Here is a 14,827-nt window from a genome sequence, read left to right as displayed (position 1 = left end):
ATGAATGCAAGTTCTTCTTTTTTCACCATTTCTGAACAAACGTATCAAGAAGCGCATCGATAGTCTGCTGAATCATTTCTTCTAATATAGAAGATACGTATTGATCACGGTAGGCTTCTTGATTCGCTAGTATAAATAATAACCTGTTCCAATGACTGGGAGACCTAAAATAACTGTAATCCAAGCGACTTTAGATGAGGTATTACGTATATCAAAGAAAATTAGCTTAATGACAATTCCAACTCCAAATAACTCAATAATTATGCCTACTACATATACTTGATGTAGCTTTAGAATACAGATTGCTCGAACATTTGGTTCTAGTGATACTTAATAAACCTTTAGAACCATGTACGAACAATTCTTCTTTTTTAGGTTGAGTAGCCCTTGATAGATTTAAGCTTCCTAGTGCTCCCCCCATTTGTTTTAAACGTAAGAATTGCTGCGTCTTCATTTTCGTAATTAACATCTGGTCTTACAGTGTTAGACATATATGCACACACGTCAATAAAAAAAACGAAATACCAAACAATTAAATCTAATACAGGGTGCCCCATATCTAAAATAACACCACTGCTAGCTACTTCTTTGATATCTCTCCATGCAAATAAAAAAAGAACGGTTCTCCGTCCTTAATAAACCTGTTTATCTTAGTTTCACTCTACATTAATAGATATTAAACTCCTATTGCTAGAAATTTCACTTTGTCATTTCTCTATTTCTAAGATATTTATTTTTTAACTTTCTTTTAAGAAAAATGTTTTTAGGCAACCAAAAACATCCTTCTTATTCTTCAATATATAATACCTAAACTTTTCATCCTCAATGTTTTTATAAACAGAAAAAAGGGTAGATGATGGACGATTATACTGGTTCACTTCTCCATAACCAAACATGTTACATACCTTCATCAATTCTTGTACAAGCTTCACACACCGAGCATTATCTGATGTTAAATTATCCCCATCTGAAAAATGAAATGGATAAATATTATAGCGTTCTGGTGAATATTTTCCATCTATTAACTCAAGTGCTTTTCTATAAACAGAGGAACATATCGTTCCACCACTTTCTCCTTTTGAGAAAAATTCTTCTTCTGTCACAACTTTCGCTTCTGTATGATGAGCAATAAACTCTATGTCCACAGTTTCATACTTTGTACGCAAGAATCGTGTCATCCAAAAGAAGAAACTACGCGCCATATATTTCTCCCAAATCCCCATTGATCCACTTGTATCCATCATTGCTAATACAACCGCTTTTGATTCTGGTTTCAATACTTCGTTCCATGTTCGAAACTTCAAATCTTCTTGATGAATTGGGTGGAAAGATGGTTTCCCGCTCATTGCATTTCGTTTATAAGCTGATATCATCGTTCGTTTTTTATCAATATTTCCCCATAGTCCTGTTTTTCTAATGTCATTAAATTCAATGTGTTCAATCCGATTTTCATCCATTTCTTTTCTCTTTAGATTAGGAAGCTCTAATTCTTTAAAAAATGCTTGCTCCAATTCTAATATAGATACCTCTGCTTCATAATAATCTTCTCCTGCTGCATCCCCAGCACCTTGCCCTTTTCCTGGGCCCTTCTGCTTTTGACCACCGGATCCATCTCTTGCAACCACATCGCCAACTTTACTATCACCAGTTCCTTGCCCAACATGTTTGTTCTTATCATAGTTATATCTAATTTTATATTCATCCAAGGAACGAATTGGTATTTTTACGACATCCCTGCCATTAGACATAACAATACTTTCCTCAGTTACAAGGTCTGGTAAGTTATTCCTAATTGCATCTTGCACCTTTTCTTGATGGCGTTGTTGATCGTCATGTCCTTTGCGATGGAGGGACCAGTTTTCCTGTGAAATTGTATAATTAGGTTGATTTTCTTCGCCCATCCCTTTCCCTCCTTACTATAATTTTCCTTATTCCCCTCTAAAAAGCAATAATATAAAAATTCGAAGTCATGATACGACTACCATGCTAGATGAAACATAACTACTCATTAGATAATCCGTATACTCATAATCTGTTACCTCTTACTCCGAACATTACCAACAAAGGTTTTAACACCCGTGTAATACAAGTAAATATTCTTTAGCTGATAAGAAAGAAACACAATGCATTGTTGCACATTTTTCTACTCTGCAACATATTGTATTGTGTTGACTTTTTTCTGTATGAATGTTTGGTTAATCTATCATATGCTTATTGTAAAAATAATTGACAATTAATTCATGAAATTGCATCCTAATTTATTATGTTTGGACAAGCCTATATAAAGAAACCCCTACGACATTTTATTCTACAAGATAGAAAAACGCTGTCCTCGTTTAACAAGAGACAGCGTTTTATTATCAAATTACCGATTCAGCAAGCTACCTACATAACGTAACAATTCATTTGCTGATGTAGAATTATAGCCATGATCATTAATTAAGCAAGCCACAACTTCATTAATTTTCTTAAGTTGATTTTCATCTGGCGTTTTGGTCGATGTTGTAATTTTCACAACATCCTTCAAATCAGCAAAAAGTTTTTTCTGGATTGCTTCACGAAGACGTTCATGTGAGTTATAGTCAAAACGTTTTCCTTTTCGAGCATAGGCAGAAATACGAATTAAGATTTCTTCGCGGAAAGCTTTTTTGGCATTTTCTGAAATGCCAATTTGTTCTTCAATGGAACGCATAAGCTTTTCATCTGGACTCATTTCTTCACCTGTTAATAAATCACGTAATTTTGATTTATTGCAGTACGCTTCAACATTATCTAAATAATTATCCATAAGAGTCTTAGCCGATTCTTCATATGAATACACGAACGCTTTTTGAACTTCTTTTTTCGCAATTTCATCATATTCTTTCCGTGCAAGTGAAATGAAATTCATATAACGCTCTCTATCTTCATTACTAATAGATGCATGTTGATCTAATCCATCTTTTAAAGAGCGTAATACATCGAGCGCATTAATAGATGGCACTTCTTTTCGAATAATAGTTGATGATATACGATTAATTACGTAACGTGGGTCAATACCATGCATGCCTTCATCTTGATATTCTCGCTGTAGTTCTTCTACATCAATTACGTTATATCCTTCTACCATCTCTCCATCATATAGACGCATCTTCTTAAGTAAATCGATATCTGGGCGCTTTGAATCTTTTAAACGTGTTAAAATCGTAAACATAGCTGCAACACGAAGCGTATGCGGTGCAATGTGTACATTAGAAACATCACTTTCTTGAATCATCTTCTCATAAATATGCTCTTCTTCACTCGCACGCAAATTATATGGAACTGGCATCACAATAATCCTTGAATGCAATGCTTCATTCTTCTTATTAGAGATAAAAGATCGATACTCTGTTTCATTCGTATGAGCTACAATCAATTCATCTGCTGAAATGAGTGCAAATCTTCCCGCTTTAAAATTCCCTTCTTGAGTAAGGGATAATAAATGCCATAAAAATTTCTCATCGCATTTTAACATCTCTTGGAATTCCATCATGCCACGATTTGCTTTATTTAGCTCCCCATCAAAACGGTACGCACGTGGATCAGATTCAGAGCCATATTCTGCAATTGTAGAAAAATCAATACTTCCTGTTAAATCCGCAATATCTTGTGACTTCGGATCAGAAGGGCTAAATGTACCAATTCCCGTCCGACGATCTTCAGAGAAGAAAATACGCTCTACAATTACATCTTCAATTCTTCCACCATATTCTTTTTCTAAGCGCATTACATTTAATGGTGACAAATTCCCTTCAATTCTTACATTATATTCATCATAAAAATCATTTCGTAAATGATGTGGTATTAAATGCAAAGGATCTTCATGCATCGGACACCCTTTTATAGCAAAAATGGCTCCACGATCTGTACGCGAATACGCCTCTAATCCTCGTTTTAATATAGTAACTAATGTCGATTTCCCACCACTAACTGGACCCATTAATAATAAGATTCGCTTTCTAACATCTAAACGTTTTGCAGATGGATGAAAATATTCTTCAACAAGACGCTCTAATGCATCTTCTAATCCAAATAGTTGATTGCTAAAGAAGTTATATTTTTTTCTACCTTCTATTTCTTCGATACCAGCATCTTTAATCATATTATAAATGCGAGAGTGTGCTGTTTGAGCCACCCATGGTCTTTCTTTCACAAGCTCCAAATACTCCGCAAACGTACCTTCCCACTGTAAACGTTCTTCTGCTTCTCGATGCTGTTCAATTTTTTTTAGAATATCCATTATAGCTCCTCCCCCATCTCCTTGTTCAATCGGATTATTATAAAAGGTATGCCTGGATGTCCTTAAACATTCTTTAAATCCAAACGAAATATCTCACAAACTTTATAAATTTCATCCCCAAAATTAAAAGAAAATTCGGTATAATAATTATATCAATGAGAAGAACTCTTTATTCTTGCTCTCACAGATATTTCTTCTTTGCTTCCATAGAACTTACATAGATTTTCATAAATCACTTAAAATAATATATCGAAAAGGGAGGAATTTTCATGAAATTATTATTAATTTTAGGTGTCTCACTTACATTTCTTACTGCAATTTTCACATCTGGATATAATGATAAACCAGGTACAAACAAAAAGTGATGAGCCTTAGGCCCATCACTTTTTATTTTCTGCTTTTCATTATATGTTCAATTAACACAAAATAACATAAACATATACTATTTAAAATAAATATTTTCTACCTTATCTACTGAAAGAGGTGGATTAAAATAATATCCTTGTGCTAAAAGTACATTCTTCTCTTTTAAAAATTGAATTTGTTCTGCTTCTTCTACACCTTCTGCAATTACATTTACTCCCAGTGTGTAGGCGAGATGGATAATCGCAGCTGTAATATTCGCATCACGTACATCTACATGTACTTCTTTCATAAAAGATCGGTCAATTTTCAATGTATCAATTGGATAAGTTTTTAAATAGCTTAAAGAAGAATACCCTGTTCCAAAATCATCTAAATGGATCTTTAATTGCTTTTCTTTTAACCTCAGCAATACATTCTTTGATAAATCTTTATGCATGAGCGCTCCCTCTGTAATTTCTATCGTTAACAAGTGAGGAGGTACGTTATATGCCTCTAAAGCTCTTGTAATTACTTCTATTAATGTAACCGAACGAAAATGTTTAGCTGAAATATTAACAGCAATAGGTACTACTTTATACCCTTTATTCATCCATTCTCGAATTTGCTTACAAACTTGATTTAATACCCATTCATCAATTTTCACAATAAATCCCGTTCTCTCAGCAAGCGGAATAAATTCTCCTGGCGATATATAGCCTAATTCTTCATTTTTCCACCTGAGCAAAGCCTCCATGCCGACCATCTCTTCTGCCATAATATTAATTTGTGGCTGATAACATAATGAAAATTCATTTTTCTCTAATGCATGATGTAACCGATTTTCCATCATAAATTGTTTCTCTCGTTCAACATTTAATCCACTACAATAAAATTGATAATTGCCTTTTCCTTTCTCTTTTGCTTTTTCTAATGCACCATCAGCACGTTGAAATAACGTCTTCTCATCCGTTCCATCTTCCGGTACCATAACAATTCCAATTGAAGCGTTCAAGTATACAGTCTTTTCATTTATAACAAAACAATCATTGATTTTTTTTAAGGTTGTTTGTACAATTCCCTCCACTTGATCCTTATTTATATTTTCTATTAACATAACAAACTGATCATCGTGTTCTCTAAACAAGTACATATCTTTTACATATATATTCTTTAACCTGTTAGTAACTTTTTTTAATACACGGTCTCCTATTTCGTGACCAAACGTATCATTAATAAGATGAAATTCATCTAAATCTATAAAAATAAGTGCAAATTCCTTTTTAGTGTTTAAAAGCGCATTCAATTTATTGCTACATGAAATACGATTTAATAAACCTGTGAGTTGATCATAATAAGCTAAATACTCTGTTTTCAACTCATTCGATACTTGTTTCGTAACATCTCGCATAACAATATATACACCAATAATTTCACCCTTTATAATAATTGGAACCGTCTTGATAGAAAGATAAAGTTCATATCCATCTTTATGTATATATTTTTGAGCGACAAATTGCTGCGCCTCTCCTTTTAACGCTCCTTTAAATATATTTCGAAATGGTTTCTCATAGTGCTTATTCAAGAATTGAAAAATAAAGTTACTTTTCAATTCTTGATCTCGGTACCCAAAAATCTTATAAGTAGCCGGATTAGCATACATGATCTTCCCAGAAGGATCAAGAGAGAGAATAGAATCATCATTGTATTCTAACAATGACTTAAATAACATTTGCTTTTCCTCTATTTCCCCCTTTTCATGTATTTGAGCTGTAATATCCCTTGTAATACAAATGATAAACTGGCATATATCATTTGCATCGCATATCGGATTTAATGAAGATTCATAATGTAAGGTTTCACCTGTAGGTAATGTCACTACATCACAAAAGGTATGCGCTTTTCTTTTTTTCATAACCATTACATATTGTAGCTGTAATATTTGTGCTATTTCAGCGGGTAATACCTCTTCGAAATTTTTCCCATAACACCTTTCATCTAATCCCGAATAATTCATCCCTCTTTCATTCATATACACATACTCAAATGTTTGATTTCGATTTACTTTCATGATGAACACCAAATCTTGAATTGCATGTAACAATCCTTGATGAATTAAATCCATATCTATCATACTTAAAAAGTTTTTTTGATTATTATACTTTTCTGTCATATCTGTCTCAACCTGTCTTATATTTTATTCATATATCTCATTGTATATGAATATGCCACCTTTTAAAAATGTATGATTGCATATTATTGTCTCCATGAAAAAAAGCCGTCAAATGACGGCTCTTAGTACACGATTTGTAAATCTAAACCAGGATAATTTTGTTGGCGGAATGCTTCATAAATGAGGATTGCCGCTGTATTTGATAAGTTTAACGAACGTACTTTGTCCGTCATTGGAATACGTAAACAATGATCGAAATTTTCTTCGATTATATTTGCTGGTAATCCATTTGTTTCTCTTCCAAACACAAAGTAATAATCTTTCTCGGGCTTACTATAATTAAACGCCGTATGTGCCTTTTCACCATACTTTGTTAAATAGAAAAATTCACCGTCTTTATTCTTTTCGTAAAACTCTTCAATTGAATCGTAATACGTAATTTTCACGTGCTGCCAATAGTCTAAACCAGCACGTTTTAACATTTTATCATCTGTTGAAAATCCAAGCGGTCGAATTAAATGTAATTCTGCCCCAGTTGCTGCACAAGTTCGTGCAATGTTCCCTGTATTTGCTGGAATTTCTGGTTGATATAAAACAACATGTACTCCCACGTGATATTCACCTCAATCTTTTGTCTACTACGTATTATACCACTTGAGTCAAAAATCTCTACCCATTAATTATATGAAAAAATTTATATTTCATTTGTGGCGTATATTTACTAGAATCCTCATAATTCCAATAACGACGGCGACTGTTAGCCGAATGAGCATTTACCAGCGGCATATCATCAGCGTCTTTTGCAACCACAATCGTCGTATGATTCCATCTACCATCATCTTCAAAATCATAAGCAATTACATCCCCAAGTATAAGGTCTTCTGGTTTTTCTACTGCTTTAGCTTGAAGCCCTGTTGTAGCTCCCGATAAATACCAATAAAATGAGTGAGCAACTGCCCAGCTCCAGCTCCATTGATTTTCCCTTTGCCACCACCCTTTACGAATATTAGGATATCCAGTCATTGGTGTTTCTCCTGCATGAAGACATTGTGAAATAAAATTCGTACAATTATCCGGAAAATTACGATATGCCGGATTCCGATCATCCCACCAACGTTCTGCGTATTTAACAGCCTCTAAACGATTATACTGGTATGAATCATACTTGCTTTTTGTTCCCTCTCGCTCTAGCGTTCCATCATTTTGCTGTACTTCTTTCTGTTCAACAATATGATCTTCTACAATACATCCATCTTTCAGACGGACACGTCGTTCTAATTGTTCCTCTTCAACGTAAAATAATTCTCGATGATGAATTAAATATTTCAAATGCACTTGATAATCAACTTCTTGATAGTGCCTACTATTCATTTGCCTAATAAAAGAAATATCCGCTGTTGCCTTTACTATTTCGGCACTACGGTTTTGAAACAAATTTCTTTTTCGCTGTAATACTTGTAGTAAATCCGTAGGAATTTCATCAACGCTTACACGTTTATTTGTAATATACGCTAAAATTTGTTGCATCTGTTTTTCAAGCTTTTGTTTTACTAACATTGTCTCTCCCTCCCATATTACGATATGAAAAAAAGAGACATTATCTACTGTTTTTTCTGTGCCAACAATTCAAGTCCTCGATTCATTTCATGAAGGACTTCCTCATCCTTCTCACGTTCCATCGCTTTTTCGATTGCTTCCCCTACTCCTTCACCAGCAATCTTCCCGAGCGCCCATGCTGCGGTACCTCGGATTACGGGCCTTGGATCATCTTTCATAACACTAATTAAATCAGGGATTGCCGCTGTTTCTTTAAAATGTGCAAGTGCTAAAATTGCATTTCTTTGCAGTGGTTTTTTTCCTCGCCATGCCCCCGACATAATACCATATTTCTCTTTAAAATCACGATTACTAATCGTTAAAAGTGGTAACAATAATGGCTTCACAAGTTCCGGATCTGGCTCCATCTCAGGGTGATTATGAAAATCTTTACCTCTATTTTTCGGACAAACTGTTTGGCACGTATCACATCCATATATACGGTTTCCAATCTTATCACGATATTCTTCTGGTAAAAAACCTTTTGTCTGTGTTAAAAATGCGATACATTTTTTCGAATCTAATTGTCCACCTTGCACAAGTGCTCCCGTTGGACATATGTCAATACACTTTGTACAGCTACCACACTGATCTTCTATCGGCTGATCAGGTGGAAATGGTACGTTTGTAATCATTTCTCCTAAATACACATAAGAACCAAATTCAGGTGTAATAATAGCACAATTCTTGCCGCTCCACCCAATACCTGCCCTTTCTGAAACAGCACGATCACTCAGTTCCCCTGTATCCACCATTGATTTCACTTCTATATCTGGAAGCTTTTCAATTAAATATGCCTCTAATTTTTGTAGACGATCACGCAAAACAAGGTGATAATCTTGTCCCCAAGACGCACGGCAAAAGATACCACGTCGTTCCCCCCGTTTACTTAATGGTGCATTTTTCAACTTTGATGGGTACGCCAATGCAATTGCAATAATTGATTTTGCACCAGGCAATAACAATTGTGGATTTGTTCTCTTTTCAATATCTGGCTCTTCAAAACCAGATTGATAATTCAATTGTTGTTGCTGAATTAAACGCTGCTTTAACTCCTCAAACGGTGAAGCACTCGCAAATCCTATTTTATCTATTCCTATGGTTTTACTATAAGCTATTACATCTTGTTTCAATTGTTCAAAATCCATGCTTAACCTCCTTCTACGATGAATATATATATCATCTACCAAGTAGTCACCTACTGTTGGTTAGCAATTCACTTCGTAATCATATTATTTACTTCTATTTTCGCATAAAATCATCATTTTCAAACATTAAAAAACGCAATGCCTCGTTTATCTTAGAAACGAAACACTGCGTTGATCACAATTTATTATGAGAATATGAAATGAGATTTGGAGCGGGTGAAGGGAATCGAACCCTCGACCAGAGCTTGGAAGGCTCTTGTTTTACCACTAAACTACACCCGCAAATATGAAAAAACATAAGTTATTAGAATAACTTATGTAAAGTAGTATAGCATGTAATAAAAACCTAATCAATAATTTTTTATCGAAAAAAGTCGAAAAGTGACGAATACTCATCACTTTTTCAATTCTTTATCGATTGCCTTCTTCATACTATCATAATCAGGATTTGCAAGATTCCCATTTACATAAACTGAAGGAGCACCTTGTACTTTCAGTTTTTGTGCACGATCTGAATCCTTCCGTACTTTATCTTGGATTTCTTTACTATGCAAATCTTTTTTAAACTGTTCTACATTAACTTTCGGGAGTTTTTCCTTCACTATATTAAGAAGCAGTTCTTCTGTAATCCATTCTTCATTATCTTTCTTTTGACTTTGATAAATTTCATCATAAAATGTCCAGAAAGATTCTTGATCCTGTTTATAAATCGCTTCACCCGCAGCAGCACCTAAATCAGAGTCTTTTCCAATAAACGGAAAATTAATGAAATATAGCTGGACTTTTCCTTTATTAATATACTCTTCTTTTAAACGGGGTAATACTGTTGCATCCCATGTTCGACAAGCTGGACATTTAAAATCTCCAAATTCAACAACCTTAACAGGAGCATCTTCTTTTCCCAAAGATTGCTGTGTAGAATAAGCAAACATCTCATTCCCTTTATCCTTTTTATCATTTATGATACTGTACACAATTGTTCCAATTACAATTAATACTGCGATAGAAAAAACAATACCAAGAGCCATGATTTTGTTCGATGATTTCATATACATTCCTCTTTAAATTCATATTCTGTATACATTTTTGTACACATTACACATAATATCAATACTTATACAGGTCGTGCAATGAACACGCTCACATAATTTCCAAAAATACGACAAATGTGACAATATTGTGTCCCCTTTTTACACGTTTTATTCAAAAAAAGAAGCTCCTATACAGGAACTTCTTTTAACTTACCGCTTTTTCACGTGCTGCTTTTTGCATGGAATGTTCTTGTTTAATCTTATGACGAATAACTAACTTTTCACTTACTGCTTGTATATACTCATCATGACTAATGTATCCTTCTCGCTCCATTAATTTTAAAACAACATTTCGTCTCTCTACTGCCTTATCATAATTCTGTGCAGGTGAATAGTAAGCAGGTGCCTTTACCACAGCGGCCATCATTGCACTTTCACTCAATGTTAATTGATTTACCTTTTTACCAAAGTATTGCTGTGCTGCTTTTTCGATTCCCCATGCACCTTCTCCATAATAAATATTGCTCACATATAATTTTAAAATCTCATTTTTAGTAAATGTACGCTCAATTTTTTTTGTATAAAAAATTTCTTTCCACTTTCGTGAAAATGTACGTTCATTCGTTAAAAAAGCATTTTTTGAAAGTTGCTGCGTAATTGTACTTCCGCCCTGTACAACACCACCGGCTTTTATATTTTCAATAGAAGCTCGAACAATTGCTATATAGTCTAAACCGTTATGGTGATAAAACCTTTTATCTTCTGTCGCAATAAATGCATGAGATAAAGACTCAGGTACCTCTAATTTCGTAGGTACATGTAGCTTACTAATATCACTTCGTTCAATCATTACATTTCCGATAAATAATAATGCACAACTTAATAGTAATAATAAAATAATAGCTCTATAAAGAAATTTTGTAATTGGATTGAATGAAACCTTTTGATGATAGTTTACTCTAGACAATACTCGTTCTTTCATCTAATACACCTCTTTTCCCTACAGCATATCTAATTCTTATCTTAAGAATATCGTTTTTTAACACAATATCCAATCGATTTCTCTTACACATACCTTACAATGTTGTAAGTTATGAAATACATATTCTATCTCAATACATGTTAAGCTCCTATCTTTATGAAAACTTAAATATGAAGCATCCATCCTTCTTTTATTATACCATCTTATGTTTTTTTAGTTTTTTATGCTTCTAACAAACCTACCTCTTCAGGCAATGCTTCAAGAATTGATATACGAATTTACTTTTTATTAAAACCGTATAACTATTATAACGAACAAACGTTCCGAAAATCAATACATATATCTATTACTTAATTTTGTTTTTAGATAGAGTCTACACTAATATATACTCCTCTTAGTTTTACCTCTCTAACTGTATATTAGACATTTCTATCACTAAAAGTACTTCATTACGCTCGTTTATTAAATAAACTAAAACTGCAATAACGTGCTTACGTGTTGTCTCTTCCACTCATTAGCTTTCAAAGAATATCCTTTATGCTATCCTGGTATGAAAAAAAGAGACCTTTTGTCGGACAAAAGGTCTCTTTTTTTCATATACTATTCACCTAAATCTACATTGTGGTAAACTTGTTGCACATCTTCTAAATCTTCTAATGCATCAATCATTTTTTCAAATTGTACTTGTGCATCTTCTGGAAGTTCTATATCATTTTGTGCAAGCATTGTTAATTCCGCAACTGTAAATTCAGTAATACCAGCATCCTTAAGTGCTGCTTGTACCGCATGGAACTGATCAGGTTCAGCATAAACGATAACTGCTTCCTCTTCCTCTAGAATATCACGAGCATCTACATCTGCTTCCATTAAAATTTCAAGCACTTCATCTGCTGTTTTACCTTCAAGGCCAATAACAGCAGTTGCATCAAACATATATGCCACCGATCCATTTACACCCATGTTACCACTATTTTTACTAAATGCAGCTCGTACATCCGCTGCAGTACGATTTACGTTATTTGTAAGTGTATCCACTATTACCATTGATCCATTTGTTCCAAAGCCTTCGTAGCGAAGCTCATCATAATTCTCTTCTGAGCCACCTTTTGCTTTTTCAATTGCACGATCAATAATTGTTTTTGGTACATTGTACGTTTTTGCACGTTCTAGTACAACTCTTAACGTCTGATTTGATTCTGGATCTGGTTCACCTTGTTTTGCTGCTACATAAATCTCACGTCCGAATTTTGCATATATACGACTTGTATTTGCATCTTTTGACGCCTTTTTGTCTTTAATATTATTCCATTTACGGCCCATACTGTTCCACTCTCTTTCAACTTTAAATCTACATAAAAATATTAATATAAAATACACTGCTTATTCAACATTTTTTCAAATTAACTATAAGAAGTTTATTACAGTTTCATATTACTAGCAAATAATATGAATTAAAACTATTACATTGGTTCAACAAGTTATATTATACCTCAATTAACATGATGACACATAGTATGAACAAAAAAGCGTTCTTTACTATTGTAAGTAAGGAACGCTTATACACGTTAATATCACACTATTTCTTCAAATGATTGATAATAAAAGACAAATAAAAAAAACGAGTAAACTCGTTTTTCAAGTACCGATGGTCGGGGTCGAACCGACACTCCCGAAGGAACACGATTTTGAGTCGTGCGCGTCTGCCAATTCCGCCACATCGGCATAATAAGAAAGGCGGCAACCGGATTCGAACCGGTGGTAAAGGTTTTGCAGACCTCTGCCTTACCACTTGGCTATGCCGCCATATGAAATTAAAGTGGAGCGGAAGACGGGATTCGAACCCGCGACCCCAACCTTGGCAAGGTTGTATTCTACCACTGAACTACTTCCGCAAAATGGCTGGGCTAGCTGGATTCGAACCAGCGCATGACGGAGTCAAAGTCCGTTGCCTTACCGCTTGGCTATAGCCCACCGAAGGTTTAATTCATTATATGTAAGTATCTATTATTTTATTTACAAATTTTAAAAATAAAAATGGGGCGACTGATGGGAATCGAACCCACGAATGCCGGAGCCACAATCCGGTGCGTTAACCACTTCGCCACAACCGCCATGTTGTGTTTGGCAGGGGTAGTAGGAATTGAACCCACACTGGAGGTTTTGGAGACCTCTGTTCTACCTTTAAACTATACCCCTATATAAAATGTAAATGGTGGAGGGGGGCAGATTCGAACTGCCGAACCCGAAGGAGCGGATTTACAGTCCGCCGCGTTTAGCCACTTCGCTACCCCTCCGAAACTTACATGGTGCCGGCTAGAGGACTTGAACCCCCAACCTACTGATTACAAGTCAGTTGCTCTACCAATTGAGCTAAGCCGGCGTATTTAGTTAAAATGGTGGCTCGGGACGGAATCGAACCGCCGACACGAGGATTTTCAGTCCTCTGCTCTACCGACTGAGCTACCGAGCCATAAATAAATGGCGGTCCCGACCGGGGTCGAACCGGCGATCTCCTGCGTGACAGGCAGGCATGTTAACCACTACACCACGGGACCATTTGGTTGCGGGGACAGGATTTGAACCTGCGACCTTCGGGTTATGAGCCCGACGAGCTACCGGACTGCTCCACCCCGCGACGATACTATTTTAATATTTTATATGGTGGAGGATGACGGGATCGAACCGCCGACCCCCTGCTTGTAAGGCAGGTGCTCTCCCAGCTGAGCTAATCCTCCAAAAKTGGTGACCCGTACGGGATTCGAACCCGTGTTACCGCCGTGAAAGGGCGGTGTCTTAACCACTTGACCAACGGGCCAAAAATATTATGGCGGAGAGCAAGGGATTCGAACCCTTGATACGCTTGTGACGTATACACGATTTCCAATCGTGCTCCTTCGGCCAACTCGGACAGCTCTCCAATGGCTCCGCAGGTAGGAATCGAACCTACGACCGATCGGTTAACAGCCGATAGCTCTACCGCTGAGCTACTGCGGAATAATATTAGCCTGGCAACGTCCTAGTCCTACTCTCACAGGGACAAGGTCCCAACTACCATCGGCGCTAGAGAGCTTAACTTCCGTGTTCGGTATGGGAACGGGTGTGACCTCTCTGCCATCATTACCAGACTATATTCACTTGAGACAAACATTATTATACTTGATTGATTTTAAAAGTCAACAAGTTTTTTATGTTCTCTCAAAACTAGATAACATTTGCTTCATATTATATGGTTAAGTCCTCGATCTATTAGTATTCGTCAGCTCCACATGTCACCATGCTTCCACCTCGAACCTA

Annotated in this window: 9 protein-coding genes, 16 tRNA genes, 1 rRNA gene and 1 pseudogene; all 27 read right to left on the bottom strand. The window is 35.5% G+C overall.

Annotated features, from left to right (window positions below):
* Positions 1-132 precede the first annotated feature (132 nt).
* Positions 133-261, bottom strand: a pseudogene (locus AZF08_RS28500) (PLDc N-terminal domain-containing protein); the annotation flags it as partial.
* Positions 262-737: 476 nt separating this feature from the next.
* A complete protein-coding gene (yhbH, locus tag AZF08_RS08625; protein ID WP_033675770.1) occupies positions 738-1,901 on the bottom strand; it encodes a sporulation protein YhbH in 1,164 nt (387 codons plus the stop codon).
* A gap of 464 nt (positions 1,902-2,365) precedes the next feature.
* On the bottom strand, positions 2,366-4,261 hold the full coding sequence (locus AZF08_RS08620) for a PrkA family serine protein kinase (RefSeq protein ID WP_033675772.1): 1,896 nt from the start codon (positions 4,259-4,261) through the stop codon (positions 2,366-2,368).
* Between the two features lie 442 nt (positions 4,262-4,703).
* Positions 4,704-6,776: a sensor domain-containing protein gene (locus AZF08_RS08615; RefSeq protein ID WP_033675774.1), complete on the bottom strand. Its 2,073-nt coding sequence runs from the start codon at positions 6,774-6,776 to the stop codon at positions 4,704-4,706.
* 122 nt (positions 6,777-6,898) lie between these two features.
* Positions 6,899-7,387 carry a tRNA (uridine(34)/cytosine(34)/5-carboxymethylaminomethyluridine(34)-2'-O)-methyltransferase TrmL gene (gene trmL / locus AZF08_RS08610; protein ID WP_033675776.1) on the bottom strand — a complete coding sequence of 163 codons (489 nt, stop codon included), beginning with the start codon at positions 7,385-7,387 and terminating at the stop codon, positions 6,899-6,901.
* 58 nt (positions 7,388-7,445) lie between these two features.
* Positions 7,446-8,333, bottom strand: a complete 888-nt coding sequence (locus tag AZF08_RS08605) for an amidase domain-containing protein (protein WP_033675777.1) — start codon at positions 8,331-8,333, stop codon at positions 7,446-7,448.
* A 44-nt stretch (positions 8,334-8,377) separates the two neighbouring features.
* Positions 8,378-9,520: a tRNA epoxyqueuosine(34) reductase QueG gene (queG, locus tag AZF08_RS08600; RefSeq protein ID WP_033675779.1), complete on the bottom strand. Its 1,143-nt coding sequence runs from the start codon at positions 9,518-9,520 to the stop codon at positions 8,378-8,380.
* A gap of 208 nt (positions 9,521-9,728) precedes the next feature.
* A tRNA-Gly gene (locus AZF08_RS08595) sits at positions 9,729-9,802 on the bottom strand.
* Positions 9,803-9,915: 113 nt separating this feature from the next.
* A complete protein-coding gene (locus tag AZF08_RS08590) occupies positions 9,916-10,569 on the bottom strand; it encodes a DsbA family protein (protein ID WP_033675782.1) in 654 nt (217 codons plus the stop codon).
* A 187-nt stretch (positions 10,570-10,756) separates the two neighbouring features.
* Positions 10,757-11,533 carry a transglycosylase domain-containing protein gene (locus tag AZF08_RS08585; RefSeq protein ID WP_033675784.1) on the bottom strand — a complete coding sequence of 259 codons (777 nt, stop codon included), beginning with the start codon at positions 11,531-11,533 and terminating at the stop codon, positions 10,757-10,759.
* Between the two features lie 600 nt (positions 11,534-12,133).
* Entirely contained in the window at positions 12,134-12,853 is a 720-nt protein-coding gene (locus tag AZF08_RS08580; RefSeq protein ID WP_033675786.1) for a YebC/PmpR family DNA-binding transcriptional regulator, read from the bottom strand.
* Positions 12,854-13,173: 320 nt separating this feature from the next.
* Positions 13,174-13,255: transfer RNA gene (locus AZF08_RS08575), tRNA-Leu, on the bottom strand.
* Between the two features lie 10 nt (positions 13,256-13,265).
* A tRNA-Cys gene (locus AZF08_RS08570) sits at positions 13,266-13,336 on the bottom strand.
* A 14-nt stretch (positions 13,337-13,350) separates the two neighbouring features.
* A tRNA-Gly gene (locus AZF08_RS08565) sits at positions 13,351-13,425 on the bottom strand.
* A 4-nt stretch (positions 13,426-13,429) separates the two neighbouring features.
* Positions 13,430-13,504 (bottom strand) — tRNA-Gln (locus AZF08_RS08560).
* A gap of 64 nt (positions 13,505-13,568) precedes the next feature.
* Positions 13,569-13,644, bottom strand: a tRNA-His gene (locus AZF08_RS08555).
* Between the two features lie 11 nt (positions 13,645-13,655).
* Positions 13,656-13,729: transfer RNA gene (locus tag AZF08_RS08550), tRNA-Trp, on the bottom strand.
* 14 nt (positions 13,730-13,743) lie between these two features.
* Positions 13,744-13,827, bottom strand: a tRNA-Tyr gene (locus AZF08_RS08545).
* 10 nt (positions 13,828-13,837) lie between these two features.
* A tRNA-Thr gene (locus tag AZF08_RS08540) sits at positions 13,838-13,913 on the bottom strand.
* 14 nt (positions 13,914-13,927) lie between these two features.
* Positions 13,928-14,003, bottom strand: a tRNA-Phe gene (locus tag AZF08_RS08535).
* 9 nt (positions 14,004-14,012) lie between these two features.
* Positions 14,013-14,088 (bottom strand) — tRNA-Asp (locus AZF08_RS08530).
* A gap of 3 nt (positions 14,089-14,091) precedes the next feature.
* Positions 14,092-14,168, bottom strand: a tRNA-Met gene (locus tag AZF08_RS08525).
* A gap of 24 nt (positions 14,169-14,192) precedes the next feature.
* Positions 14,193-14,268 (bottom strand) — tRNA-Val (locus AZF08_RS08520).
* A gap of 5 nt (positions 14,269-14,273) precedes the next feature.
* Positions 14,274-14,348: transfer RNA gene (locus AZF08_RS08515), tRNA-Glu, on the bottom strand.
* 10 nt (positions 14,349-14,358) lie between these two features.
* Positions 14,359-14,450 (bottom strand) — tRNA-Ser (locus AZF08_RS08510).
* 2 nt (positions 14,451-14,452) lie between these two features.
* Positions 14,453-14,527, bottom strand: a tRNA-Asn gene (locus AZF08_RS08505).
* A 9-nt stretch (positions 14,528-14,536) separates the two neighbouring features.
* Positions 14,537-14,658 (bottom strand): 5S ribosomal RNA (gene rrf, locus AZF08_RS08500).
* Positions 14,659-14,827 lie beyond the last annotated feature (169 nt).

The sequence above is a fragment of the Bacillus gaemokensis genome, assembly GCF_001590835.1.
Taxonomy (GTDB): domain Bacteria; phylum Bacillota; class Bacilli; order Bacillales; family Bacillaceae_G; genus Bacillus_A; species Bacillus_A gaemokensis.
This window is presented reverse-complemented; position numbering and strand designations above follow the sequence as displayed.

Bases quoted from the DNA above. Each gene is read 5' to 3' on its own strand.
- yhbH (WP_033675770.1), bottom strand. From the start codon at position 1,901: ATGGGCGAAGAAAATCAACCTAATTATACAATTTCACAGGAAAACTGG.
- AZF08_RS08620 (WP_033675772.1), bottom strand. From the start codon at position 4,261: ATGGATATTCTAAAAAAAATTGAACAGCATCGAGAAGCAGAAGAACGT.
- AZF08_RS08615 (WP_033675774.1), bottom strand. From the start codon at position 6,776: ATGACAGAAAAGTATAATAATCAAAAAAACTTTTTAAGTATGATAGAT.
- AZF08_RS08605 (WP_033675777.1), bottom strand. From the start codon at position 8,333: ATGTTAGTAAAACAAAAGCTTGAAAAACAGATGCAACAAATTTTAGCG.
- queG (WP_033675779.1), bottom strand. From the start codon at position 9,520: ATGGATTTTGAACAATTGAAACAAGATGTAATAGCTTATAGTAAAACC.
- AZF08_RS08590 (WP_033675782.1), bottom strand. From the start codon at position 10,569: ATGAAATCATCGAACAAAATCATGGCTCTTGGTATTGTTTTTTCTATC.
- AZF08_RS08585 (WP_033675784.1), bottom strand. From the start codon at position 11,533: ATGAAAGAACGAGTATTGTCTAGAGTAAACTATCATCAAAAGGTTTCA.
- AZF08_RS08580 (WP_033675786.1), bottom strand. From the start codon at position 12,853: ATGGGCCGTAAATGGAATAATATTAAAGACAAAAAGGCGTCAAAAGAT.